Origin of the sequence: Pseudaestuariivita rosea (assembly GCF_017592335.1) — a bacterium.
GTDB classification, from domain to species: Bacteria; Pseudomonadota; Alphaproteobacteria; order Rhodobacterales; family Rhodobacteraceae; genus Parasulfitobacter; species Parasulfitobacter rosea.
Map to the genome: position 1 here is coordinate 59,559 of NZ_JACNMP010000016.1, position 22,911 is coordinate 82,469.

A 22,911-nucleotide genomic window follows, 5' to 3' on the forward strand; every position below is an offset into this window, starting at 1 on the left:
CTAGTTCAGTATAAATCCGGTAATTTTTTCTATAGCCTGTTTGTGGGCATTGCTTCGATCAGAGCCCGCCGGATCATTGCAAACGGGGTCGTCCTTTTCTTCGACCAGAATTGCCGCGCCCTCGGGTTTACACAGCCCTAGAAAGCTGAAGTGATTGGCCTGCGTTACAGTCTGACGGGTGCCATTAGGCAGGTTTGCCATCAGGTTGCTGCCTGTTGGACCAACATCGGTGGCCTTCCACAACAGACCCGGACCACCAAGGCTTAGCACCATGATCGGCAGTGTCATAGTGGCGGCGGTCTGTGGTGCGATGGCGTATGTCATGCCTGGATCGACCGCTATGGCTGCTGTCAGGCGCGGGTCGGACATATCATTGGTCCAGCTTTCCGGCAGATTGTCGAAATCGACACCGCCTTTTTTGAAAAACACACAGTCTTCGGCATCAGGTAAGCGGGCGCAGTAATCGCGATAAAGGTCCCGTTCAAGGCGGGCGCCAGCAAGGGTCAGAACGGTCGTTCCGCCCAGTGAAAACCCGACACTGACGATCCGGCTTTGATCAATCTTTGGGCCAAACGTCGGGTCGGCCAGAATGTGATCAAGAGCTTCGCTGATATCAGCGGCGCGATCATCCAAAAGAATGGACCGACGAGGAGAGGAGTCGCCCGATGTACTGCCCGGATGATTGACGGCCAGCACCATGATCCCGCGATTGGCCAGTTCCGAGGAAAGCCAGCCAAGACCATCCATGTTGCCGCCTGACCCGTGCGAGAGCAGGACTAAGGGGTAAGACCCCTCTTTGACCGCTGCGCCGACATAAGCCGAGGTGCCTTGGAAAACAGCATTGTCGCCAATCAGACCGCGATAGGTCGGCGTTCCAACAGGATACCAGATTGATCCAGCAATGGGTCGCGTGCGGTGTTCTGCATCTATGGTCAGTTGATCATAGCCTGCAAAATCCTGTGCCTGCGCGGCAGTCCCAGCCAAAGTGACAGCCACGGTTAAAAGCAGTTTCCTCATAACGCGTTCCTTTTTTCTGCGTTGAAATCTGCTTTCCATCTGCGAGGTTTGGCGAATATCTGCGTCCTGAAACCGGTTTTAGGTCGATCAAAACCGGTTTTGGGTCCATTGAACGGGCCAAATACGAGATTTTTGCAAATGATTGCCCTACCAATACCCTTGATCATGTCGCTGTTACTGGCGTTCTTATTCCTAAGGGCCCTGATGGCACGCCGCAAATCCTGGCTGTTTCTAAGCCTGCTGGCGGCAAGTGCCTGGCAGGGTTTGGTGATTTCTCTGGTCCAGCATTACGGGGTTGAGACGTTCCGCTGGATCGCGCCTGTGACCGCTGTGATCATACCACCGCTGGCCTGGGTAACCTTTCGGGCGACGGCAGTGCGGGCTTTTGATCCGGCCCACGATGCGCTGCATCTTTTGCCTGTGGGTTTCACCGTTTTTTGCGTTGTATTTGCACCGGTTGCGCTGGATATCGTTGTGCCGGGGGTTTTCCTGATCTACGGGCTGGCGATCCTGATGGCCTTGGGCGCAGGGTCGGATGGGCTGCCGATGATGCGGCTTGAAACAGGCGATCTGCCCCGGCGGATCTGGGCTGGCATTGCGCTGGCATTGATCCTGTCAGCCTTCAGCGATGGATTGATCGCCATGACACAGATGATGGACGCAGGATGGTTGCGCCCGTGGATCATCAGTGTGTTTTCATCATTGTCTTTGGGGATTATTGGCATGCTTAGCCTGTCGCAAAGCCTGACCACTGATGCACCCGAGTCGGCGCCCGACATAAGCCCGCAAGATGTGCAACGCGACAGCGATGTGATGGCGCGACTAAAGCACCTGATGACATCCGAACAGCTTTTTCTGGACCCCGACCTGACGTTGGTGCGGCTGTCCAAACGGTTGCGGGTGCCTGCGAAACAAGTATCTGCCGCGATCAATCGGGCCACGGGGCAGAATGTGTCGCGCTATGTGAATGAATTTCGAATCCGATATGCCTGCGACCGTTTGAAAGCGGATGAGCCTGTTACGCTTGCAATGCTGAACAGTGGCTTCAATACCAAGTCCAACTTCAATCGCGAATTTTTGCGCGTGATGGGCTGCGCACCCAGTGTCTGGATTTCTGAAAACAGACCCCCATGATCAGATACCACATACATTTTTTATATCTGATGTGATCTGCCCAGACGTCCCCCATTTCATGACCGGTATAGCCCGCATAGTAGTCTGAATGTCTTTGGGTACATCATTCGTCCAACGTATACCCTGCCCACTGATCAGGTCCAACTGACAACTGCCATTGTTGTCAAGATCAAGCGTGTCACGATACGTATATACGTACCGCGTGACCACATACCTGCCGTCGTCATACCCAAGTTCCAGTGAGATACTCCAACGAATGCGGTGGATTGCTTCGTTCAGGGACACAACCAAAATCGACCCGTCTTCAAGTCGTTCCAGAAATGGCTTTTGCTCCATGAACTGGCCGACCCAGGCAATATTCCGCGCTATTATATCAGGCTGGCCAGCCGATTGGATTTTCAGATCGGCACTATCCGAGTTTTCATCATAAAGAAGTGTAATGTCTTCAACTATGCCGTCCTGGTTCAAATCCGATTGAACCATAAGCAGCATATCTTGCGCCTGTGCTTGCCATACGCTCAATCCAATAATCATTGGAATAAGGATGCGGTATGACATCTTAATCTTTCCTTGTGCTGATGAATGGTTTCGACTTGTATCAGTATATGACAACAGCCCTTATCACACATCCCGACTGCCTGGAACATATCACTCCGCCCGGTCATCCCGAACAGGTGGCGCGGCTTGAGTATGTCTTGAACGCCTTGGAAGGCTTTGATCTGCAACGGGAAAAGGCCCCACTGGTAGCAGACGATGATATCTTGCGGGTGCATCCGGTGGCCCATCTGAACGCCTTGCGTGATGCCGCGCCCACGACCGGATTGATCTCGCTGGATGCTGACACGCATATGTCGCCTGGGTCGCTGGATGCGGCGTTTCGGGCGGCAGGGGCCTGTGTCAAGGCGGTTGATCTGGTCATGGGGGGTCAGGTCGCCAATGCCTTTTGCGCCGTGCGCCCCCCCGGTCATCACGCCGAAAAGGAAACGCCCATGGGCTTTTGCCTGTTGGGCAGCATTGCCATTGCCGCCAAATATGCGCTGGATCACCACGGCCTGTCGCGCGTGGCGATTGTGGATTTTGACGTCCACCACGGCAACGGCACGCAGGATCTGCTGGAAGAGGACGCGCGGGTCCTATTCGCCTCGACCCACCAGATGCCGCTTTATCCCGGCACGGGGTACCCCCATGAAACCGGCGCCCATGATAACGTGCTGAACGCAGCACTGCCCGATGGTGCCGGTTCCGCCGCCTTTCGCAAGGTGATGCAGGATCAGGTTTTGCCTGCCGTTGACAGGTTTTCCCCTGAACTTCTGCTGATTTCGGCTGGATTTGATGCACATAAGGCTGATCCATTGGCGGGGCTGACCCTGGTTGAGGATGATTTCGATTGGGTGACGCGGCAGCTTTGTGATCTGGCGGACAAGCATTGCGGGGGCCGAGTGGTCTCGACTTTAGAAGGCGGCTATGATTTGGACGCATTGGCCGCCAGCGTGGCTGCCCATGTACAGGTTTTGAAGGAGCGAGGCGCATGAGTGAAAAACAGGTCAGCGAGATGAGCTTTGAAGACGCCATGGCCGAGCTGGAACGTGTGGTGGGTCAGTTGGAAGGCGGCGACGTACCGCTGGAACAATCCATCACGCTGTATGAACGCGGGGCTGAGTTGAAAAAGCATTGTGAGGCCAAGCTGAAGGCGGCTGAGGAGAAGGTGGCCAAGATCACTCTGGACGAAAATGGCAAACCAGCAGGGACGGCACCGCTTGATGGGTGAGATGATAGATGGTTCACCCTTTGACCCGGTTGGGTTGGACCCGATGCCTTTTGATGAGGGCGCATTCTTTACATCCATTTTCGTACCCGATTGGGCCGCAAGTTTACTCAAAGATCAAAATGGCCCTATTGCAGATGCAATGCGCTATGCGCTTTCGGGTGGAAAATGTCTGCGCGCTTATCTGGTTTACGAAAGCGGGCGACTGCACAACATTCACTACACCAAGGTGCTTCCCGCCGCCAGGGCGATCGAATGCGTCCATGCCTATAGCCTGATCCATGATGATCTTCCCTGTATGGACGGTGATGATCTACGCCGCGGCAAACCGACAGTTCACAAAAAATGGGATGAAGCTACAGCCGTTCTGGCAGGGGATGCCCTACAATCTCTGGCCTTTGAGCATCTTGGGCATTTGACACAATCAGCTGATATCAAGATGGAACTGGTTGTCAGCCTGGCCAAAGCCGCCGGAATTGCGGGTATGGTCGGCGGGCAAGCCGCCGATATCGCCGCGGAAACCGCAAGCGCGCCGTTGACGCTGGACCAGATCACCGACCTGCAGGCGAAAAAGACCGGCGCGCTGATTTCTTGGGCCGCACAGGCCGGACCGATCCTTGCGGGTGATGACCCCACGCCACTGCGGCAGTATGCGCAGGCGCTTGGCCTTGCCTTTCAGATCGCCGACGACATCTTGGATGTTGAGGGCGATGCGGCAACCGCCGGAAAACGTTTGCAAAAAGACGCAAGTGCCGGAAAGGCCACATTCGTTTCGCTTTTGGGGCTGCAAGGCGCCAAGGCCCGCGCGCTGGAACTGGTAGAACAGGCCGAAGCAGCGCTTGACCCTTACGGCGACAACGCCGCTCCGTTGAAAGAGGCCGCTCGCTTTGTTATCTCGCGCGACAAATAACGCGCCATTGGAAGGCTATATTATGGGACACAAACCGAATACTCCGCTGTTGGACAAAGTGCACAGCCCTGCCGATATGAAGGGCTTTAGCGATGCTGAGTTGCGGCAACTGGCAAATGAGGTTCGGTCTGAAACGATCAGCGCGGTGTCGGTCACCGGTGGTCATCTGGGTGCGGGTCTGGGTGTGGTCGAACTGACGGTGGCCCTGCACGCTGTCTTCGATGCCCCAAAAGACCGGATCATCTGGGATGTCAGCCATCAGTGTTACCCCCACAAGATCCTGACAGGGCGCCGCGACCGCATCCGCACGCTGCGCCAAAAGGACGGGCTGAGCGGGTTCACGAAACGGTCGGAAAGCCCCTATGACCCGTTCGGTGCCGCGCATAGTTCGACCTCAATCTCGGCCGCGCTTGGCTTTGCCGTGGCCCGCGATCTGGGCGGTGCGCCCGAACACGGGATTGGCGATTGCATTGCAGTGATCGGCGACGGCGCGATGAGCGCGGGCATGGCATACGAGGCGATGAACAACGCAGGCCACCTGAAAAAGCGGTTGATCGTGATCCTGAACGATAATGAGATGAGCATCGCGCCCCCCGTCGGCGCCATGTCCAGCTATCTTAGTCGTCTTTACGCGGGCGCCCCGTTTCAGGAACTGAAGGCCGCCGCAAAGGGTGCGGTCAGCCTGTTGCCCGAACCCCTGCAGGAAGGGGCGCGGCGGGCCAAGGATATGCTGAAACATATGACCGTGGGCGGGACCTTGTTTGAGGAACTGGGCTTTTCCTATCTTGGCCCCATCGACGGGCACGACATGGAACAGCTTCTGGCCGTCTTGCGCACGGTCAAGGATCGCGCGACCGGGCCAATCCTGATCCACGCCATCACGAAAAAGGGCAAAGGTTATGCCCCGGCCGAGGCCGCGCGTGACAAGGGCCACGGTGTCAGCAAATTCGACGTGGTTACGGGCGAACAGAAAAAGGCGGCCTCAAACGCGCCCAGCTATACAAAGGTGTTCGCCGAGGCGCTCATCAAACAGGCCGAAAAAGACGACAAGGTCTGCGCCGTGACCGCGGCCATGCCAGACGGCACAGGCCTGAAACTGTTCGCCGAACGCTATCCGAGCCGTTGCTTTGATGTGGGTATCGCCGAACAGCACGGTGTGACATTCTCGGCCGGTCTGGCGGCGGGCGGCATGAAGCCATTTGCGGCGATCTATTCGACCTTCCTGCAGCGCGGGTATGATCAGGTGGTGCATGATGTGGCGATCCAACGATTGCCTGTGCGCTTTGCCATCGACCGCGCGGGGCTAGTGGGCGCTGATGGCGCAACGCACGCGGGCGCTTTTGATGTGGCCTATCTGGCCAATCTGCCGGGTTTTGTGGTCATGGCCGCCGCGGATGAGGCCGAATTGACCCGTATGGTCGCCACCGCCGTGGCCCATGACGACGGCCCGATCGCCTTCCGCTTTCCCCGCGGCGAAGGCACCGGGGTCGAGATCCCCGAGGACCCGCAACCACTGGAAATAGGCAAAGGCCGCATCATTCAGGACGGCAGCCGCGTGGCCCTGCTGTCTTTTGGTGCCCGCTTGCAAGAGGTCCAGAAAGCCGCCGAAAATCTGGCCGCCAAGGGGATCACCCCCACCATCGCAGACGCCCGTTTCACCAAGCCGCTGGACCGCGATCTGATCCTGCAACTGGCCGCGGATCATGAGGCGCTGATCACGATCGAGGAAGGCGCCATCGGCGGCTTCGGCAGCCACGTTGCGCAGCTGCTGGCCGAAGAGCAGGTGTTTGATACCGGCCTGAAATACCGGTCCATGGTGCTGCCAGACATCTTCATCGATCAGGCCAGCCCGCGGGACATGTACGCCGTCGCCAAACTGAACGCCGAAGATATCGAGGCCAAGGTGCTGGACACCCTGGGCGTCGCGCAACTGGACAGCAAGCGGGCTTGACTGGCGTAGCGTCACCAAGATTTGGTTTTGCGTCGCGGCCCGGATCGCATATGCAAAACCAATGAACGATATCAGACGCTCAAAACCCGTCCTTTATTACCGCTGGCTCGTCTTCCTGCTGGCCGCGGGGTATTCGCTTTATATGATGTTCTTCAGCAGCTATGCGCAGCTTGGCGGGCCGTTTCGGTTCATGACGATCTGGGCGCTGCTGGCGTCGTTTTTCTGCGCCTCGCGCATGATCGCGATTATGGAAGATCGGTCGGATATGCGGTGGGATGCGATGGTCACCATCACCGCCGTTCTGAACGGCATGGTGGTGTTCCTGTACTGGCGGCTTTATTTCATCGATCCGGCGCTGGTGAACAACGATGAACCCGTCTGGTGGCGGGAATACTATCTGCATCTGCTTGGCCCGATGCTGCAATGGATCGACGCCCTGTTCATCCACCGGGGCAATCGCCGCCCGATCCGCGCCGCTGCGGGAATTGCGGTATTCGTCAGCATTTACATCGCCTGGATCGAACTGATCGTTCAGCGCTTTAACACACTGCCTGCGGGCAATGTGACCAGCGGTCTGCCTTATCCGTTTCTGAACGACATGACAGCGCCCGACCGCATCAGCTTCTACGCCAGCAATTTTGCCATCGCTCTGATCATGCTGACGATTGTGGTGATTTTGGCCGCGATACTAAACCGCCTTTTGCCACGCCAGCCTCGAACAGTGCCTTAAGCCCGGCCCGGTAGTCGGGATACTTCAGTTTGATGCCCAGTTCATCCTTGATCCGGTCATTTCGCACCCGCTTGTTTTCGGCGTAAAAACTGCGCGCCATGGGCGAAAGCTCGGCCTCGTCAAAGGCCACGACCGGCGGAATGGGCAGCCCCAGCAATTCGGCGGCATAGGCGATCACATCCTGCGGTGGTGCGGCCTCATTATCGCATACGTTGTAAACAGCCCCCGGATTTGGCTGATTGATCGAGGCCTCAAGCACCTGCGCAATATCATCGACGTGAATACGGCTGAACACCTGTTTGCCCTTGATAATCCGCCGCGCGTTGCCCGACATGACTTTTTGAAACGGCCCGCGTCCGGGGCCATAGATGCCAGCCAGACGGAAAATATGCAGCGGCAGATCGGGGATCGACTGCCAGTCGGTTTCCGCCTTCATGCGCATTCTGCCGCGTTCCGTCGTGGGCGTCAGCGGCGTTTTTTCATCCACCCAGTCCCCGTCATGATCGCCGTAGACACCCGTCGTCGACAGATAACCAACCCAGGTCAGCTTGGGCGCAATCCCGATGATGTCGTTGCGCAGTTTCCGCAAAATCGGATCACCATCCCCGTCAGGCGCGGCGGACACAAGAATATGCGACGCACTGCGCAACGCCTCTTTCAAATCGCCGTCCGGCCACAGGATGGGATCAATGCCTTCAAGCTCGAACCGTTCAACCTTTTCGGGCGACCGCGTCGTTGCAAAAATACGCCAGCCCTGCTTTTGCAGACGCTTCGTCAAGGCCTGCGCGGAATAGCCGTGCCCGAAACTCAGCAGGGTTTTTTCCCGCACGGTATCGGTTTCGGTCAAAACCGTCGCGTCCTTGACGCAAGGCACCCAGGCATAGCCGTTCTTGCACATGATATAACATTCGCGCAGACCGTGCTGTTTGTCTTCGGGGTCCTGCAAGACGGTCGCCCCATGTTTGACCGCCAGCTTGGCCGCCTTATCGGGGTCGACCCCGTATAGTCGAATTTCAGCCCCCGCCCCGCGCGGCGTGGTTTCCGGCACAATCCCCAGCAAAGGGTGCGACCCATAGGCCGCATCCGAGTGCAGCTGCAAAACATGCCCGTCATGCAAGACTATTGCATAATCATTGCTGACACGGTGGACCTGCAATCCAAAAACATCGGCCAAAAACTCTGTTTCTTCCCGGACGTTTCTGACCAATAAATTGTGCCCAAACCCGCGCAAAGATCGTCCGAACATCGCGGGGCTGACTTTTTCGTAATCCATATGTGTGCTGTGACTCCATTACAGCTGTCTTATCGACCGGATCAGCTTGAACAGCCCCGGTTTGCGTGTCAACGTGGGTTATGTCAGTTAAAATCAAGTCCTGGGCCGAAGTAGCCCCCGATCTGATCGCTGTGGCCGCCGGACGGGCCCCCGCAGATACCGTTATCCGCAATGGAATATGGGTAAATGTGCATACGCGCGAATTGTTGCCGAATAGCGATATTGCCATAGTCAAGGGCAGATTTGCATACTGTGGGCCAGACGCAACGCACACAATCGGCCCCGAAACCCGTATGATCGAGGCCGATGGCCGCTATATGATTCCCGGTTTGTGTGACGCGCATATGCATATCGAATCGGGTATGTTGACCCCGGCCGAGTTCGCCCGCGCGGTCATTCCCCACGGCACGACGACCATGTTCACCGACCCGCATGAGATCGCGAATGTGTTGGGTCTGCGCGGCGTACGGCTGATGCATGACGAAGCACTTTTACAACCCATCAACATTTTCACCCAGATGCCGTCCTGCGCGCCCTCGGCCCCGGGGCTGGAAACGACGGGCCATGAAATCACCCCCGATGATGTGGCCGAAGCCATGGTCTGGCCCGGCATCATCGGTCTGGGCGAGATGATGAATTTCCCCGGCGTGATCCACGGTGATGCCAAGATGCTGGCCGAGATCGCCGCAACTCAGGAGGCAGGCAAAACAGTGGGCGGTCATTACGCCAGCCCCGATCTTGGCCCTGCGTTTCATGCCTATGCCGCCGGCGGTCCGGCGGATGATCACGAAGGCACGTCTGAGGCCGACGCGATGGCCCGCGTCCGTCAGGGGATGCGCGCCATGATGCGCCTTGGCAGCGCCTGGTATGACGTCGAAAGCCAGATCACCGCTGTAACTGAAAAGGGTCTGGATTCCCGCAGTTTCATCCTGTGCACCGATGACTGCCATTCGGGCACATTGGTCAATGACGGGCATATGAACCGTGTGGTCCGGCACGCAATTGACTGTGGTTGTGACCCCGTCGTCGCGCTGCAGATGGCCACGATCAACACCGCGACCCACTTCGGCCTGGAACGAGATCTGGGGTCCATCGCCCCCGGCAGGCGGGCCGATCTGATCCTGACCTCTGATCTGAAAACGCTGCCAATTGAACAGGTCATTGCGCGCGGCGTAACTGTGGCCGAACATGGCCAGATCTCTGTCGATTGTCCGCATCTGGCGTGGCCCGATGATGCGCGCAGCACTGTTCATCTGGGCAAAGATCTGCAGGCGGATGATTTCAATATCCCTGCCCCCGACGGCGCAAACACCGTCACCGCGAAAGTGATCGGCGTCGTTGAAAATCAGGCCCCCACCAAAGCATTGACTGCTGAACTCAGCGTGGAAGACGGGCTGGTCGAACTGGATGAGGCCGCCGATATCTGCCAGATCGCCCTGGTGGAACGCCACCGCGGCACAGGCCAGGTCACCAATGGGTTTGTCTCGGGCTTTGGCTATCAGGGTCGCATGGCCATGGCCTCGACCGTGGCGCATGACAGCCACCATATGATTGTTGTCGGCACCAGCCGCGATGACATGGCCCGCGCGGCGAACCGCCTGGGCGAAGTCGGCGGCGGCATCACCGTTTGGCAGAATGGTCAGGAACTGGCGCTTGTGGAATTGCCCATCGCCGGTCTGATGTCAGACGCCCCCGCCACCGAGGTTGCCGCCAAGGCCGATCAGATGGTGGCGGCCATGCGTGCTTGCGGGTGCACGCTGAATAACGCCTATATGCAGCATTCCCTGCTTGCACTTGTTGTCATCCCAGAGTTACGCATCTCTGATCTTGGATTGGTCGATGTCACCAAATTCGAAATCACAGATCTGTTTGAAAAGGCCCCCGCATGAACGTCAGCGACCCGAACCTGCCCGTTGTCACCCCTGACTGTCCGGGGCCGGAAATCTTTCACGATGCCAACAAAGCCGCCGACCGCCTGATCGAGCTTTATCAGATATCGACCCGCTTCCTGTGTGATCGCTTCACCGAAAGCGTGGGCGGCAGCAAACCGGCGTCGCGCTATCGGGCGTTTTATCCCGAAATCCGCATCACAACGACCAGCTTCGCCCAGGTCGACAGCCGCCTTAGCTTTGGCCATGTCGCCGCCCCCGGCGTCTATTCCACGACCGTGACACGCCCTGATCTGTTCCGCCATTACCTGACCCAGCAAATCGGACTGATCCTGGACAATCATAAAGTGGGCGTTGAAATCGGCGCCTCGCTCACACCGATCCCCGTGCATTTCGCCGTGGCCAATGACGCCAACGTGCAGGTCCCACAGGAAGGCGCAATGGCCTTTACCCTGCGCGATGTCTTCGACGTGCCTGATCTGTCGACCACCAACGACGATATTGTAAACGGCTATGGCTTCACGCACGAAGACGGCTCAGGCCCCTTGGCGCCTTTTACCGCGCAGCGGGTGGATTATTCGCTGGCCCGCCTTGCGCATTATACCGCCACCGCCGCCGAACATTTTCAGAACCATGTGCTGTTCACCAACTATCAGTTCTATGTGGAAGAGTTCGAGGCCTACGCCCGCCAGATGCTGTCCGATCCGAACAGCGGCTACACCAGCTTCGTGGGTCCCGGTAACGATGAGATTACCGATGGCGTCACCGCCATGTCACCGCCCGCCAAGATGCCGCAGATGCCGACCTATCACCTGAAGCGCGCTGGTCAGGCGGGGATTACTCTGGTTAATATCGGCGTCGGGCCATCGAACGCGAAAACCGCAACCGACCATATCGCCGTTCTGCGCCCCCATGCCTGGCTGATGGTCGGCCACTGTGCGGGCCTGCGCAACAGCCAGTCCCTGGGGGATTTCGTTCTGGCCCACGCTTACCTGCGCGAAGATCACGTGCTGGATGACGATCTGCCCGTCTGGGTGCCGATTCCGGCGCTGGCCGAAATCCAGATCGCGCTGGAAACGGCGGTCGAACAGGTGACCGAGCTTGAGGGCTTTGACCTGAAACGTCTGATGCGCACCGGCACAGTCGCCACGATCGACAACCGCAACTGGGAACTGCGCGACCAATCCGGACCCGTGCAGCGCCTGTCCCAATCCCGCGCTATCGCGCTGGACATGGAAAGCGCAACCATCGCGGCCAACGGCTTTCGGTTCCGTGTACCTTACGGCACGTTGCTGTGCGTCTCTGACAAACCCCTGCACGGAGAGCTGAAACTGCCCGGGATGGCCTCGGACTTCTATAAGACTCAGGTCGCGCGCCACCTGATGATCGGCATCCGGGCGATGGAACATCTGCGCGAAATGCCGCTGGAACGGCTGCATTCAAGGAAATTACGCAGCTTTGAGGAGACGGCATTCCTTTAATCCACAAAAATCGCGTCAAAAATGCCGCACAATATAAGGATTTTTAACTGTCGGGTACCTACTACACATTGTGCCGCTTTGCGATATTCCTTTAAATGCGCGCAATGGGGCCCACAAGAAACGAGGGCGGAGTAAGGAGACCTGACAAATGGCAAAACCAATGACAAAAACCCAGCTTGTTGCCGCGCTGGCCGAGGAAATGGAAGCAGACAAAAAAACCGCAGGTGCAGCCCTTGAGGCGATCACCGGCCTGATCACCAAAGAAGTATCAGCCGGCGGTGCAGTTACCCTTCCAGGTGTTGGCAAAATTTATTGCCGCGAACGCCCAGAGCGTATGGTGCGCAACCCTGCAACGGGTGAGCAGATCAAGAAAGATGCTGACAAAGTCGTCAAAATGACAATCGCCAAGGCGCTGAAAGACAGCGTGAATAGCTGATTGTCCGGGCAATAGCCCAAGTTTTCGAAAGGGTCGCGTTTCGCGGCCCTTTTGTTTTGAGCACGACGTCCATGGTTTATATACAATAACACAGCCATTTAGAGCCATCGCGCATCTGCGCACAAATTCTGCGCGGGAATAGACCTTATCTTTGGGTTCATCCTGAACAATATCAGGCACAACCGAAATATAAGGAGAAGACCCATGACGGATAAAGCAATTCCCGGTCTGCACCACGTCACCGCCATCAGCGGTCCGCCCCAAGGCAATGTCGACTTTTTCACCAAGGTGATGGGCCAGCGGCTGGTCAAGAAAACCGTGAACTTCGATGACCCTGGCACCTATCACCTGTACTACGGCAACCAAACCGCCGATCCCGGTACGATCCTGACCTTCTTTCCCTTTGCCGATGCGGGCCCCGGTCGCGCGGGGCCGGGTATGGCTTCGGCCTATGCCTATTCGCTTGGACACGGCGCCTTTGACGACTGGATGGAACGATGGGCGCTGGATGCGGTTGATTTCGATGGCCCGACCGAACGCTTTGGTCAGCGTGTGATCACTGTGGCCGATCCCGATGGCGCCAAGGTCGAACTGATTGAGACGCCCGGCGATCACGGTCCTGATCTGGATGGCTTTCATTCGGCCACGCTGTGGCTGGATGATATCGCGCCCACCCACCGCCTGATGACCGATGTCATGGGTTACGAAGAGGTCGGGCATGAGGCCAAAGAGGGTCAGGAACGCACCCGCCTGCGCGCGCCTGGCGATGCACGTGGCGCTGTGATTGACCTGCTTCGCACCGATGCGCCCTCGATCGGGCGGCCGGGTGCCGGCAGCATCCATCACATCGCCTTCCGCGCCACATCGGATGAGGATCAGCTGGAGTGGCGCGAACGTCTGCTGCAGGCTGGTATGCAGGTGACACCCGTCATCGACCGGCAGTATTTCAACGCGATCTACTTCCGCGAACCCGGCGGCGTCTTGTTCGAAATCGCAACCGACCCACCCGGCTTTACCAAGGACGAAACGCTGGAACATCTGGGCGAAAGTCTGAAACTGCCCGATCAATACGAACCCATCCGCGACCGGATCGAACGGGTCCTGCCCGAACTGACGGTCTGATTGATAGGAGGATAACGCATGCAACACGCTGGAATGGCGTCTGAGCGGGCGTCTTTCGGTCTGGTCCTGATCCACGGACGCGGGGCCTCGGCCGATGGAATGCTGCAATTCGGTCAATCGCTTGGTCTGCCGGATGTCGCCTTGGTCGCCCCTCAGGCGCCGGGCCAGTCTTGGTGGCCCACCAGTTTTCTGGCGCCGATGGATCAGATGTCGCCTTACATCCATGCGGGGCTGGCTGAGGTCGACAAGGCCATCGACAGCCTGCAAACTGCCGGTCTGCCCCGCGACCGGATCGCTGTGGCGGGCTTTAGCCAGGGGGCCTGTCTGGCGCTGGAATACGGGGCGCGGTCGGGCAACGGGCTGGCTGGCATCTTTGGCCTGTCCGGCGGTCTGATCGGCATGTCTGATACGGGCACCCCCGATAGCGCCCTTTACGGATTTGCCGACAAAAGGTTTGATTATGACACCGACCTGACCGGCACTCAGGTCTATGTCAGCTGCCATACCCAAGATCCACATATCCCGCTGAAACGGGTGCAGGACACAATCGATGTGATGCGCTCACTTGGTGCAGATGTGCAATCCAATACTGTCCCCGGCACGGGTCATTCGATTTTTGAGGCCGACGTGGCCGCGATCCGGAAACAGTTCAACAGGGTCAAATCATAGCCCGAACACGCCTAGCTGACCAAACCACTGTCTTACCCGCAATCTGCGTTGGCCATATCGTCATTGGGCATCTGGGTCTTACAAAGGCGGGCCAATGTCAGGTCGCTGTTCGTCAGCACGGCACCCTCGAAAATAGCGCCTGTCAGGTCGGCTCCTATAAAACTGACATTGGATAGCTGTGCATTCACAAAGGTAGCACCACGCAGATCGGCGCCCTCAAAGCTGACACCCTCAAGCCGCGCGCCGTTCAGAACTGCGATAGACATAAACGCTTGCGAGAAACTGACGTCGCTGATGTCAGCATCCGTCAGGTCCAGCCCCATAAGACGATATTCCGAGAAGTCTTCGCTGCTGATAACGCACCCGGCACAGTTGCCCAAGGGGCGCATCTGGGCGGTGGGGTCGGCAGTCGCGCTTTGGGTCATGACAAGCAGTGCAGCGATTAAGCGGAAGTGATACATTGAATGGTCCAGCATAAGATCAGGCATTTTTGCCTTACCCCTTAAGTGGTTGAAAAAAGGCACCAATCAAGGGGGGATCTTTGAATATATCTGCACGCCCCCCTCGCATTAGATTGCAGTAAGCATCAGGTCATGGCGGCCTGACCACCGGCCACCGCCTATTTCAGATTGCCCAAAAATCAGAAACACCCGTTTCATAACAAAACGGACCATTTTTTAACCTATAAATCTTCGACCATTAATTAGCCCATTTGGGTCATGCGCCACAGCAATCCATACACTACTAGCTCACGTTAGATCGAAGATATGATTTAGTGAAAAGGACACTCAGATGATCAGAAAAGCACTCGACCCAATCATTGTCGCAACAATGAAAGGTAAAAATGTAAGTCGAAAAGATGCGACCATGCGTGTAGCTATTCTTTTTGTGATAATGGGTACGGCATGTATCGCAGGGTATCTATTCGCTCCTCTTGATGGAATCACCATCGGTAGACGTAGCTCAGATGTTGGTCTTGCCAATCTTCTACTGTTTCTTTCAGTGGTACTTTTTGCTCTCGGTGGCGGTGGGTTTTACCTTTACAAGAATGAACCAGATGAAAGCTAATCGTTTATCTGATTTCAAAATTTCCCCATTGTAGTCGCCGAAATATCTGAACTGCCCCGAAGTATGCGGTTCTGTTCGCATAACTCCGCGATCCCAAGTTCAAGATCAGACTGAACGATTGGTCCCTCGGGGACGCGCGATCCTGAGATGTCAGAGGCGGTGCAGTTCCCAGCCTTCGTTATCAAGGACCGCAATGGCAATTGTCGCAATGATCAGATGGTGCTGCAGAGAACAGAGGCGGGTCTTGCCTTGGAACTGCTGGATCAATGGCAAGGCACAAAGGGGCAGCTGATCCAGGTCAACGGTCCACCCCATGGGGCCCGCATCTTTCCAGACCCAGCTATTCGCGGGGTGACCCTGGGCACGCCCTTGGGGGATCTGGACCGGTTCGTGCCCGAGGGTGCAAGCATCAGTATTGCCAAATCCTCACGCCGTGTGGTTCAGGGTGCCCGACAACTCGACGGGCGCTATCGTCAGATCACCGTGCCCTATGCCGAGAGTGAGTTCCGCGATTACAGCCAAGACAATCTGGGGTTTTATCATGTGCCCGGGGATGCCAATGCGGGTGTGATGGCGATCACTCGGTTTTATGCTCCATCGCCGCTGAATGCCCCAACCGCAGAGGCCTTTACCACGGCACTGATCACCACCTATAACAGGGCCCGTAGCGCCTGATATTCCGGCAAACCATGCCATGTCTTAGTGACCATGGATGCCTCTGCGTAATGCTCATTAATCTATGATTTAATATCATGCCATTTTGACTGGTCGATGAAAATAATTGGCATAAGGTGATTATTGGGATGTACTACGAACGGATTGGGGGCGGGTATGGCAGTATCACCAACCATCTTTGATGGGCATAACGACGTATTGTCGAAACTGTATCGCGCAGGCGGCCAGAAAGTGGCTGAAACATTTCTGTCTGGCCGTGAAGGTGCGATTGATGTGCCGTCAGCCCGTAATGGCGGTTTTGGTGGCGGCTTTTTTGCGGCCTATGTCCCATCGCCCGTCGATATCGATTTCAAGATGGAAGAAATGGCGAAACCCGCCTATGATCTTCCGCTGCCTGACCCGATCGATTGGGAGGATGCATTTCCGGTCATCATGGCACAAGCTGCCATCCTGTTTGATCTGGAAAGCCGTGGGGCGCTGAAGGTCTGCCGCAGCATGCGGGATATTCAAGCAACATTGCAGGCTGGCCAAATGGCCGCGATCTTTCATATCGAAGGGGCCGAAGCGATTGACCCGGAATTGCATACGCTTGAGGTTTTGTATCAGGCGGGCCTGCGGTCGATTGGCCCGGTCTGGAGCAGGCCAACGATTTTCGGACATGGGGTTCCCTTTCGCTATCCTAGCAGCCCGGACACAGGCAACGGGCTGACCGATCACGGTTTGCGGCTTGTTCGCAGATGCGACGAGCTGGGGATTATGGTTGATTTGTCTCACCTTAATGAGGCAGGGTTCTGGGACGTGGCGCGGCATTCAACAAAACCGCTTGTCGCAACACATTCGAGCGCGCATGCGATTTGCCCGCACAGCCGCAACCTGACCGACCGACAACTGGCTGCGATACGCGACAGTGATGGGATGGTGGGGTTGAACTTTGCGGTCGCTTTCTTGCGCGATGATGGACGTATGCTGGCGGATGTCCCGCTGGAACAGATGCTGCGCCATCTTGATCACCTGATCACACATCTGGGCGAAGATAGGGTGGGGTTCGGATCTGACTATGACGGAGCGATCGTGCCTGAAGTGCTTACTTCTTGTGCATCGCTGCCTGCGTTAAGGCTCGCGATGGCAAAACATGGCTACAACGATGCGTTGATGACCAAACTTTGCCACGGGAACTGGTTGCGTGTGCTTGAAAAAACCTGGGGGACATAACCCGCAAGGCTTGGCGCAGCTGTATTGAAACAAAACAGGAGAGGTTCATAATATGAATGCTTTTAACAGACTACTGACGGGGGCCGCGATCGGCCTTGCGGTCAGCGTGACATCCTTTGCGGCGCTTGCCGAAACACCGGCAAACATGCTGGTGATCGCGCATCGGATTGATGATGTGACCAGCATCGACCCGGCGGAAAGTTTTGAATTTGCGGGATCTGATATCAGCCGCAATGTGTATAGCCGCCTGGTTAACCTGGATCCAATGGATTTGGCTGCTGGATATCAGCCCGATCTGGCGACAAGCTGGGAGGTGTCCGAGGACGGCAAGACCATCACATTCACCATGCGCGAGGGTGTGACGTTTCATTCTGGAAATCCGGTGCGGGCGGAAGATGCCGCGTTTTCATTGCAACGCGCCGTCATTCTGAACAAGACACCAGCGTTCATCCTCGCACAATTTGGCTTCACACCTGAAAACGCGATGGAGACAATCCGGGCTGAAGGCAACCAGCTGATCATCACAACGGATAAGCGGTATGCCACGTCATTTGTGTTAAACTGCCTGACGGCTACCATCGGTGGCATTGTGGACAAGGAAACTGTCATGGCCAATGAAGTTGATGGCGATATGGGCAATACTTGGCTCAAGACCAACTCTGCCGGGTCTGGCCCCTACAAGCTGGACAGCTGGCGCCCGAATGAAAGTGTCACCTTGTCGTCCAACCCGGACTATTATGGCGGTGTCCCGGCAATGGAACGCGTCATTGTGCGTCACGTGATTGAAAGCGCCTCGCAACGGTTGTTGCTGGAGCGTGGCGATATTGATATTGCCCGCAACCTGAACCCCGAAGACGTGGCCGGTGCGTCCAGTGCCGATGGTGTCGTCATCTCTGATGAGCTGAAAGGCCGCCTGATGTATCTGGCGTTGAACCAAAAGCACCCAGAGCTGTCAAAACCCGAAGTGCGTCAGGCGTTCAAGTACCTGGTCGACTATGAGGGGATGCAAAACAGCTTCCTTAATGGGCAGTATACGATCCATCAAAATTTCCTGCCTGCAACCTATCTTGGTGCGTCAGAAGAAAACCCGTTCACCTATGATGTTGAAAAGGCGCGCGAATTGCTGACGGCAGCAGGCGTTGAAAACCTTGAGATCGAGCTTGGCGTGCGCGAAGCGCAGGAACGGATCGAGATTGCGCAATCGTTCCAGAATTCCGCAGCACAAGTCGGGATTACCGTCAACATCACCGTTGGCACGGCCAAGCAAATTCTTGAACGCTACCGCGCACGCGAGTTGGATGTGTATCTTGGGGCATGGGGACCGGACTATCCTGACCCCCAGACGAATGCCGGTACTTTTGCCTATAACCCGGACAACTCCGACGAAGCGAATGCGACCGGCCTGTTGGCATGGCGCAATAGCTGGGACACCGGCGGTTTGACTGAAAAGGTTGCGGCTGCCGTGACCGAGGGGGATCGCGATACCCGGGTGCAGATGTATCTGGATATTCAGGAAGAGTTCCGTGAAACATCGCCGTTTGTCGTGATGTTCCAGCAGATCGAGCAATCGGGCCTGCGCGACAACGTCACCGACTGGTCCACGGGCCAGGCGATCACGCACGCGGCCTATTGGCAGGTAACCAAGTAAATGGCCCTCGCCGAGGATAACAACAAGAGGCGCCCGTCACGGGCGCCTTTTTCCGAGCGGGCTTGGCCTGCGGTCGCAACGACATTGAAGACCTTGGGGTCTATTGCGGTGACATTGGTGGGGCTGCTTTTTATCACTTTTATCATCGGTCGGGTGATGCCGATTGACCCGGTGCTTGCCATCGTCGGTGAACGTGCGTCGCAGTCAACCTATGACGCTGTTTATGAGCAGCTTGGCCTTGATAAGCCGCTCATCGTGCAATTTCTTTATTACCTTTGGGACGTGATTCATCTTGATTTTGGCACATCGCTTTTGAACGCCCGTCCTGTCTCTGAAGACATCGCGCGCGTCTTTCCGGCGACGCTCGAGCTGGCAACGCTGGGCATCATCATTGGCGTCACACTTGGGGTGCCATTGGGTGTCCTTGCAGCTGTGCGCAAGGGATCCTGGATTGATCAGGTTGCCCGCGTTGTCGCGCTTGTCGGATATTCGATGCCGATCTTCTGGCTTGGCCTGATGGGTTTGCTGATCTTTTATGGCATCCTAGGCTGGGTCGGAGGCCCCGGACGTGTCGGCATTTTCTATGTTGATGTGGTGCCCAGCGTCACTGGTCTGATCCTGATTGATGCGGCGCTGGATGGAAACTGGGATGTCTTCAAAAATGCCTTTTCACATATCATCCTGCCAGCATCGCTGCTCGGCTATTTCTCGCTGGCCTATATCAGCCGGATGACGCGGTCTTTTATGCTCGAACAGCTCAGTGCGGAATACATCACCACCGCGCGGGTCAAAGGCATGTCGGAATGGAATGTGGTCTGGAGACATGCGTTCAATAATATCCGCGTTCAACTGATCACCGTGATCGCGCTAAGCTATGCGACCCTGTTGGAGGGTTCCGTCCTGACAGAAATCATCTTTTCCTGGCCCGGCATCGGCAGCTACATCACGACCGCGCTTTTGAGCGCAGATATGAATGCCGTTCTGGGCGGCACGGTGGTTGTTGGCCTTGTCTTTATCCTGCTGAATATCTTTTCAGACCTGCTGTACAAGGTCTTTGATCCGAGGGCGAAGTAATGTCCGAGACACAGACACTTCGCCAATGGTTGCTGACGGATACACCAAGTTCGCGCAGGCACGCCAAGCTATCCGCACTTTATCAGGGCTGGTTGTCGTTCCGATCCAACACGATGGCGATGATCGGGTTGTGGATATTGATCCTGCTTGTGCTTGTCGCCTTCGCAGCACCCTTGATCGCGCCGCATGATCCCTTTGTGCAAAGCCTAGGCAACCGGCTAGCACCACTAGGAACAGAGGACCATGTGCTGGGCACCGACAGTCTGGGCCGCGATATCCTGTCCCGACTGATCTATGGGGCCCGCATCACACTTTATATCGTCGCGCTGGTGGCATTGATCGCACCTGTGGCCGGGTTGCTGGTTGGGACGGTGGCGGGATATGTCGGCGGTTGGACGGACACCGTTTTGATGCGGATCACCGATATCTTTCTGGCATTCCCGCGATTGGTTCTTGCCTTGGCATTCGTGGCGGCGCTTGGTGCGGGCATCGAAAATGCGGTTCTTGCGATTTCGCTGACCGCGTGGCCGCCTTATGCACGTATCGCGCGGGCCGAGACGCTGACGATCCGGTCATCCGACTATATCAGCGCAATCAAGCTTCAAGGAGCAGGCCCGCTGCGGATCATCACCAAACATATCTGGCCACTTTGCATATCGTCCCTGATTGTACGTGTGACCTTGGATATGGCTGGGATTATTCTTGCGGCTGCGGGTCTTGGGTTCCTTGGGCTGGGGGCGCAACCCCCCAGTCCGGAATGGGGCGCGATGATTTCTGAAGGGCGGCGTTTCATCCTTGATCACTGGTGGGTCGCAACAATGCCCGGACTGGCGATTTTTACTGTGTCGCTGGCCTTTAACCTGCTGGGCGATGGGTTGCGCGATGTTCTTGATCCCAAGGCAGGTGAATAATGGGTACGCTGTTGGACGTTGAAAATCTGTGGGTCAGATTTCCGTCCCGCAACGGCGTGTTCGATGCGGTGCGCGGCGTGTCATTCTCGTTGGGCCGGGAACGATTGGGCATCGTCGGTGAAAGCGGGTCCGGCAAGTCGATGACAGGCCGCGCCATTTTGCGGCTAATTCGTCCGCCGGGGATTGTCGAGGCTGATCAGATCAGTCTGGACGGTGTCGATCTGATGAAGCTGTCGGAAAAGAATATGCGCGCTGTGCGTGGCCAGAAGATCAGCATGGTGATGCAGGATCCCAAATTCTCGCTCAACCCCGTGATGACTATCGGCGACCAGATCATCGAGGCATATCGTCTGCATAACAGCACCACCAAGGCGCAGGCCTACAAAAAATCGCTAGAGATGCTGGAGGCAGTATCGATCCGCGATACCGAACGCGTGATGCGAGCCTATCCGCACGAAATGTCAGGGGGGATGGGCCAGCGGATCATGATCGCGATGATGCTGATCCCGAACCCCGAAATTTTGATCGCCGATGAACCCACAAGTGCCTTGGATGTCTCTGTCCAGCGTCAGGTTCTGGATATCATGGACACGTTGGTCAAGGAACGTGGGATGGGTCTGATCTTTATCAGCCACGACCTGAACCTTGTGTCTGATTTCTGTGACCGGGTCCTGATCATGTATGCCGGGCGCATTGTTGAAGTTTGCGATGCAGATAAATTGCATAAGGCGCAACATCCATATACCCGCGGTTTACTCAATTCGTTGCCGCGGTTGGACGTGCCGCGCGACCGGCTTGCGGTGTTGCAACGTGATCCGGAATGGTCGGTCGCCCCAAGTGTGAGTGCGCGGTTGTGAACATGTTGGAGATCGACAATCTGAATGTCTGGTTTGGGAAACACAGGGACCGGGTCGATGCGGTAAAGGGGGCCAGTTTCACTGTAGGACAAGGGGAAAGCTTTGGTCTAGTGGGTGAAAGCGGGTCGGGAAAATCCACGATATTGCGGGCCATCACCGGGCTCGCGCCTCTTTGGTCAGGTCATATGGCTGTGGATGGGCACCCCCTGGACCACCAACGCAAAAGAACATTCTTCAAGACCGTGCAAATGGTGTTTCAGGATCCCTATGCGTCGCTCCACCCGCGCCATTCGGTCGATCAGGTGCTGGGCGAGACGTTGTATTTGCATAGATTCCGTGACATTGATGCTCGCGTTGTGAAATTGCTTGATGACGTGGGGCTGGGGCAAAAGTTTAGGTTCCGCTATCCCCATCAATTATCAGGCGGGCAACGTCAGCGTGTGGCCATTGCGCGTGCTTTAGCGCCAGAGCCGCATCTGCTTTTGCTGGATGAGCCGACATCGGCGCTGGATGTATCAGTACAAGCTGAAATCCTGAACCTGCTGGTTGATCTGCGGGCAAGTCGCAGACTGACTTACCTGATGGTGTCGCATGACTTATCTGTGGTCGGGCATATGTGCGACCGGCTTGCCGTTATGAAAGATGGTGAAATCGTTGAGGTTCTGGCCGTCGACGCCCTGCGCGCAAAGCAAGCATCCCACCCCTATTCCAAAGACTTGCTGGAGGCGTCGCTTTAGCGAACCTTGATCCCTTTTGTAAGGCATATTGTAGAATGGATGCTACTTCAGTACTGAATGCCTGTTGTACAACCAAGTTAGCCATTTATTCGCAAGCGCAGCGAATGTCTTGTGTGCGGCGCTTCTGTGGAAAAACAACGTGTTGCTGATGCAGAAAGTGTGGTTCTGAACAGAGCGCGAGCGCCTTTTCTATCAGGCTTCGCACGTTTGCTGCGGTGCGGGAAAGATCTTGGCTAATTTACGGAGGTTTTGGGCGGTGGCGGCGAGCAGGAATTCGTCATTTGCGCCACACGGTCCTCGTAATCGCAGCCGTCCCAGTCCCAGAATGCGTTTGAGGTGAGCAAAGAGCATC

At 56.5% G+C, this 22,911-nt stretch carries 23 protein-coding genes and 1 pseudogene; 19 read left to right on the forward strand and 5 right to left on the reverse strand.

What is annotated here, in order from left to right; genetic code table 11:
* The gene (locus H7848_RS12165) at window positions 1–1,017 is read right to left on the reverse strand and encodes an alpha/beta hydrolase family protein (protein ID WP_208351886.1); all 1,017 of its coding nucleotides are present in this window, start codon (window positions 1,015–1,017) and stop codon (window positions 1–3) included.
* A 204-nt stretch (window positions 1,018–1,221) separates the two neighbouring features.
* Between H7848_RS12165 and H7848_RS12170 the strand changes: the two genes are divergently transcribed.
* Window positions 1,222–2,151, forward strand: coding sequence for a helix-turn-helix domain-containing protein (locus H7848_RS12170; RefSeq protein WP_208351888.1), 930 nt, complete (start codon window positions 1,222–1,224; stop codon window positions 2,149–2,151).
* Here H7848_RS12170 and H7848_RS12175 read toward each other — a convergent pair whose 3' ends face one another.
* Window positions 2,152–2,643 carry a hypothetical protein gene (locus H7848_RS12175; RefSeq protein ID WP_208351889.1) on the reverse strand — a complete coding sequence of 164 codons (492 nt, stop codon included), beginning with the start codon at window positions 2,641–2,643 and terminating at the stop codon, window positions 2,152–2,154. It abuts the gene before it with no gap.
* 113 nt (window positions 2,644–2,756) lie between these two features.
* Here H7848_RS12175 and H7848_RS12180 point away from each other — a divergent pair, with 113 nt between their 5' ends.
* The 5 genes from H7848_RS12180 (at window position 2,757) to H7848_RS12200 (ending at window position 7,507) form a co-directional block, all read left to right on the forward strand.
* The gene (locus tag H7848_RS12180) at window positions 2,757–3,683 is read left to right on the forward strand and encodes a histone deacetylase family protein (protein ID WP_208351890.1); all 927 of its coding nucleotides are present in this window, start codon (window positions 2,757–2,759) and stop codon (window positions 3,681–3,683) included.
* Window positions 3,680–3,919 carry an exodeoxyribonuclease VII small subunit gene (locus H7848_RS12185; RefSeq protein WP_208351891.1) on the forward strand — a complete coding sequence of 80 codons (240 nt, stop codon included), beginning with the start codon at window positions 3,680–3,682 and terminating at the stop codon, window positions 3,917–3,919. The genes H7848_RS12180 and H7848_RS12185 overlap by 4 nt, the downstream gene beginning before the upstream one ends.
* Complete coding sequence (locus H7848_RS12190; RefSeq protein ID WP_237072722.1) at window positions 3,912–4,826, forward strand: polyprenyl synthetase family protein; 915 nt, start codon at window positions 3,912–3,914, stop codon at window positions 4,824–4,826. Before H7848_RS12185 ends, H7848_RS12190 begins: the two co-directional genes overlap by 8 nt.
* Window positions 4,827–4,848: 22 nt before the next feature.
* Window positions 4,849–6,777 carry a 1-deoxy-D-xylulose-5-phosphate synthase gene (dxs, locus tag H7848_RS12195; protein WP_208351892.1) on the forward strand — a complete coding sequence of 643 codons (1,929 nt, stop codon included), beginning with the start codon at window positions 4,849–4,851 and terminating at the stop codon, window positions 6,775–6,777.
* Between the two features lie 61 nt (window positions 6,778–6,838).
* Window positions 6,839–7,507, forward strand: a complete 669-nt coding sequence (locus H7848_RS12200; protein ID WP_208351894.1) for an androgen-induced gene 1 family protein — start codon at window positions 6,839–6,841, stop codon at window positions 7,505–7,507.
* On the opposite strand, the gene H7848_RS12205 is transcribed toward H7848_RS12200, so the two are convergent.
* Window positions 7,431–8,336 carry an SDR family oxidoreductase gene (locus tag H7848_RS12205; protein WP_208351931.1) on the reverse strand — a complete coding sequence of 302 codons (906 nt, stop codon included), beginning with the start codon at window positions 8,334–8,336 and terminating at the stop codon, window positions 7,431–7,433. The two genes, H7848_RS12200 and H7848_RS12205, sit on opposite strands and share 77 nt — an antisense overlap.
* A gap of 524 nt (window positions 8,337–8,860) precedes the next feature.
* Here H7848_RS12205 and ade point away from each other — a divergent pair.
* From ade to H7848_RS12230, 5 genes are all read left to right on the forward strand, one after another.
* A complete protein-coding gene (ade, locus tag H7848_RS12210) occupies window positions 8,861–10,669 on the forward strand; it encodes an adenine deaminase (RefSeq protein ID WP_208351896.1) in 1,809 nt (602 codons plus the stop codon).
* The gene (locus H7848_RS12215) at window positions 10,666–12,150 is read left to right on the forward strand and encodes an AMP nucleosidase (RefSeq protein WP_174139834.1); all 1,485 of its coding nucleotides are present in this window, start codon (window positions 10,666–10,668) and stop codon (window positions 12,148–12,150) included. The genes ade and H7848_RS12215 overlap by 4 nt, the downstream gene beginning before the upstream one ends.
* 148 nt (window positions 12,151–12,298) lie before the next feature.
* Window positions 12,299–12,586 carry an HU family DNA-binding protein gene (locus tag H7848_RS12220; RefSeq protein WP_208351898.1) on the forward strand — a complete coding sequence of 96 codons (288 nt, stop codon included), beginning with the start codon at window positions 12,299–12,301 and terminating at the stop codon, window positions 12,584–12,586.
* Window positions 12,587–12,790: 204 nt separating this feature from the next.
* Window positions 12,791–13,708, forward strand: a complete 918-nt coding sequence (locus H7848_RS12225) for a ring-cleaving dioxygenase (RefSeq protein ID WP_208351899.1) — start codon at window positions 12,791–12,793, stop codon at window positions 13,706–13,708.
* Between the two features lie 18 nt (window positions 13,709–13,726).
* Window positions 13,727–14,377 carry an alpha/beta hydrolase gene (locus H7848_RS12230; RefSeq protein ID WP_208351900.1) on the forward strand — a complete coding sequence of 217 codons (651 nt, stop codon included), beginning with the start codon at window positions 13,727–13,729 and terminating at the stop codon, window positions 14,375–14,377.
* A 32-nt stretch (window positions 14,378–14,409) separates the two neighbouring features.
* On the opposite strand, the gene H7848_RS12235 is transcribed toward H7848_RS12230, so the two are convergent.
* The gene (locus H7848_RS12235) at window positions 14,410–14,865 is read right to left on the reverse strand and encodes a pentapeptide repeat-containing protein (protein ID WP_208351901.1); all 456 of its coding nucleotides are present in this window, start codon (window positions 14,863–14,865) and stop codon (window positions 14,410–14,412) included.
* Window positions 14,866–15,169: 304 nt separating this feature from the next.
* On the opposite strand from H7848_RS12235, the gene H7848_RS12240 reads away from it, so the two are divergent.
* From H7848_RS12240 to H7848_RS12275, 8 genes are all read left to right on the forward strand, one after another.
* The gene (locus H7848_RS12240; protein WP_208351902.1) at window positions 15,170–15,445 is read left to right on the forward strand and encodes a hypothetical protein; all 276 of its coding nucleotides are present in this window, start codon (window positions 15,170–15,172) and stop codon (window positions 15,443–15,445) included.
* A gap of 159 nt (window positions 15,446–15,604) precedes the next feature.
* A complete protein-coding gene (locus H7848_RS12245) occupies window positions 15,605–16,120 on the forward strand; it encodes a hypothetical protein (protein ID WP_208351905.1) in 516 nt (171 codons plus the stop codon).
* A gap of 156 nt (window positions 16,121–16,276) precedes the next feature.
* Window positions 16,277–17,332, forward strand: a complete 1,056-nt coding sequence (locus H7848_RS12250; RefSeq protein ID WP_208351907.1) for a dipeptidase — start codon at window positions 16,277–16,279, stop codon at window positions 17,330–17,332.
* A gap of 52 nt (window positions 17,333–17,384) precedes the next feature.
* Window positions 17,385–18,980: an ABC transporter substrate-binding protein gene (locus tag H7848_RS12255; protein WP_208351909.1), complete on the forward strand. Its 1,596-nt coding sequence runs from the start codon at window positions 17,385–17,387 to the stop codon at window positions 18,978–18,980.
* Window positions 18,981–20,054 carry an ABC transporter permease gene (locus H7848_RS12260; RefSeq protein ID WP_208351911.1) on the forward strand — a complete coding sequence of 358 codons (1,074 nt, stop codon included), beginning with the start codon at window positions 18,981–18,983 and terminating at the stop codon, window positions 20,052–20,054.
* Window positions 20,054–20,965, forward strand: a complete 912-nt coding sequence (gene nikC, locus H7848_RS12265) for a nickel transporter permease (RefSeq protein WP_208351913.1) — start codon at window positions 20,054–20,056, stop codon at window positions 20,963–20,965. Before H7848_RS12260 ends, nikC begins: the two co-directional genes overlap by 1 nt.
* A complete protein-coding gene (locus H7848_RS12270) occupies window positions 20,965–21,822 on the forward strand; it encodes an ABC transporter ATP-binding protein (RefSeq protein WP_208351916.1) in 858 nt (285 codons plus the stop codon). Before nikC ends, H7848_RS12270 begins: the two co-directional genes overlap by 1 nt.
* A complete protein-coding gene (locus H7848_RS12275) occupies window positions 21,819–22,559 on the forward strand; it encodes an ABC transporter ATP-binding protein (RefSeq protein ID WP_208351919.1) in 741 nt (246 codons plus the stop codon). The genes H7848_RS12270 and H7848_RS12275 overlap by 4 nt, the downstream gene beginning before the upstream one ends.
* 192 nt (window positions 22,560–22,751) lie before the next feature.
* Here H7848_RS12275 and H7848_RS12280 read toward each other — a convergent pair.
* Window positions 22,752–22,911, reverse strand: a pseudogene (locus tag H7848_RS12280) (IS5/IS1182 family transposase); the annotation flags it as partial.